Source organism: Mycobacterium sp. (assembly GCF_035653355.1).
Classification (GTDB): Bacteria; Actinomycetota; Actinomycetes; order Mycobacteriales; family Mycobacteriaceae; genus Mycobacterium.
The window spans coordinates 1-2,567 of the sequence record NZ_DASRBZ010000256.1; the positions used below are offsets into that span (position 1 = coordinate 1).

Below are 2,567 nucleotides of genomic sequence, written 5' to 3' on the forward strand. Positions count from 1 at the left end.
GTGCGCCTGACGTTATATATGCTGCTGGGCGCCGTCGCGCTGGTGCTGCTGATCGCTTGCGCGAACGTGGCGAATCTTCTTCTTGCGCGCGCCAGCGGCAGAACCAGAGAGGTGGCGATCCGCGCGGCGCTCGGGGCCGGCCGCGGCCGTATTGTCCGGCAGCTGTTCACCGAGAGCATGGTCCTGGCGGTTGCGGCGGGCGTGTTGGGCCTCCTGATCGCCGGGTGGGGATCGACCGCGCTCGCCAGTCTTGCTCCGGCGGACGTGCCGCGGCTCGAGCACATCGGCGTCGATCCATCCGTGCTCGCGTTTACCCTCGCGGCCTCGTTTGCCGCCAGCCTGCTGTTCGGGCTTGCTCCCGCGTTTCAGATTTCGCGCGTCGATTTGAACGAAGCGCTGAAGCAGGGCGGCGTGCGCACCGTTGTGGGCGGTGGAAGCGGACGGCTTCGCTCCGGGTTGGTCGTCGCCGAGGTCGCGCTTTCGGTCGTCCTGCTGGTCGGCGCGGGACTGCTGATCAAGAGCTTCGTCGCGCTGAACGATGTGGTGCTCGGCTTCAGGCCGGACAATTTGATCGTGATGGAGACCAGTGTGCCGACCTCCGCGAGCGAGGAGAGCAGCCGGCGCGCGACACGCCTCTATGCCGGCCTTCTCACGCAGGTCGCTTCGATTCCCGGCATAGCCGCGGCGGCCGGCATGGAGGGCCTGCCCGGTCATCCGGCATCGGACGGCGGCTATTGGATGAATGAATGGCCGAAAACCGAAGTGGGGATGGCGAACGTCCCGCAAGCCGTTTTTTCGGTTGTGACGCCGGGCGCGTTTGAGACACTGGAAATCCCGCTGATCCGCGGGCGCGATTTCTCGGATGCCGATACGTTCGACGCACCGCTGGCGGCCATCGTCAACCAGTCGCTGGCGCGGAAATCTTTCCCCGGCGAGGATCCGATCGGGCGCAAGATCGTATGCGGCGTCGACCTTCGAAGCATGAAGCCGATGACCATCGTCGGGGTTGTAGGCGATGTACGGCAATACGGTCCGGCGATTGCGCCAGGACCTGAGATCTACATGCCGTTTCAGCAGCACCCCGCGCGATCGAGCGCGCTGCAGATCGTTGCGCGCGTGAAGACCGCGCCCGGCCCGATCGAGCAGGCGATGCGGCGCAAGGTACACGACCTCTCGCCCGACATCCCGGTGAAGTTTACGACGATGGAGGCATCGCTGTCCGGGAATATCGCGGCGCCGCGGTTCCGCACGCTGCTGCTCAGTATTTTCGCGGCGCTTGCGGTCGCGCTCGCAATGGCGGGCGTGTACGGCGTAATGGCTTACGTCGTCGGCCAGCGGTCGAGCGAGATTGGGGTGCGCATGGCTTTGGGCGCAGCATCTTCGGACGTGCTCGGTATGGTGCTTCGGCAGGCGGCCGTGCTCGCCGGCGCGGGAGTGGCGATCGGCATTGCGGCGGCGCTAGCGGCCAGCCGGCTGCTCGCCAGCATGCTCTTCGAAGTGAAACCGGCCGATCCGGCCACGTACGTCGCCGTCGCTGTGGCAATCGCCGCCATCGCAATCGCCGCCAGTTACGTGCCTGCGCGGCGCGCGACGAGGATCGATCCCCTCGCCGCGCTTCGGCAGGAATGAGAGCGGGCGCTGTTCCTTAACGAACGCGCGTCACAACTAGTTGGATGTCAACCACCGCCGTTGCCGTATTGCCCTTCGCGTCCGTCACCGTCACGTTGAAGAAGTAGTCGCCGAACTGTTCGGATAGCTGCACCGTCGGCTGCGATGAAGTTGGGTTCAATACCGCCGACGAGATGCTTTGCGACGTGGTGATGAACGTCAGCGGTGTCGCGCCGGTCGAGCTCGTCGACTGGCTTAGATCGAGCGTCACTTGCCGGACCACCGTCTGGCAAACGATCGTGTTGCCGCTGCTGCCGGCCGCGACAGCAGGCGTCGCGCAGACCAGCCCGTTCAGCCCACCGACTACGATCGTCGGCGGCGTGCCGGTTGGAGGCGGGGTGGGCGTTACGGTCACTGTCACAGTAGCCGTTGCCGACCCGCCGTTTGCACCGGTAGCGGTGCAGGTATACGTCGTGGTCTGCTGCGGGTTCACGGTCACTTGACCGCTCTTGTTCACCGGTCCGACGCCGTTGATGCTCACCGCCGTGGCGTTCGAGGCCAGACAGGTCAACACAACTGGACTGCCCGGGCTCGGGCTCGTCGGCGGCGTCGCAGTGAACGATGTGATCGACACCGTCGCAGCTGGCGGAGGTGCAGTGACGGTCACCGTTGCCGTCGCGGTCACCTGGCCGAACTGATTACTTGCCGTCAATGTGTACGTGGTGGTCTGGGCGGGCGTGACGTCCTGCGTGCCGACCTGCTGCACTGTGCCGACCGTCGGCGAAATACTTACCGTTGTTGCATTCTCCACCTGCCAGACCAGCGTCGAGGTGGCGCCGGGCGCGATGGAAGCCGGATTCGCCGTGAAGCGGTCGATGCGGGGCGCCGTGCCCGGAGTCACTTGCACCGTTACCGTACAGGATGTGGACGAGCCGGCCTGATTCGTTGCTGTGATCGTA

Annotated in this window: 1 protein-coding gene and 1 pseudogene; one reads left to right on the forward strand and one right to left on the reverse strand. The window is 65.5% G+C overall.

The window, feature by feature from the left end; translation table 11 throughout:
* The coding region (locus VFA16_RS08865; protein WP_324967452.1) for an ADOP family duplicated permease at positions 1 to 1,629 on the forward strand (1,629 nt) is incomplete at its 5' end.
* A gap of 16 nt (positions 1,630 to 1,645) precedes the next feature.
* On the opposite strand, the pseudogene VFA16_RS08870 reads toward VFA16_RS08865, so the two are convergent.
* Positions 1,646 to 2,567: pseudogene (locus tag VFA16_RS08870) on the reverse strand (hypothetical protein); the annotation flags it as partial.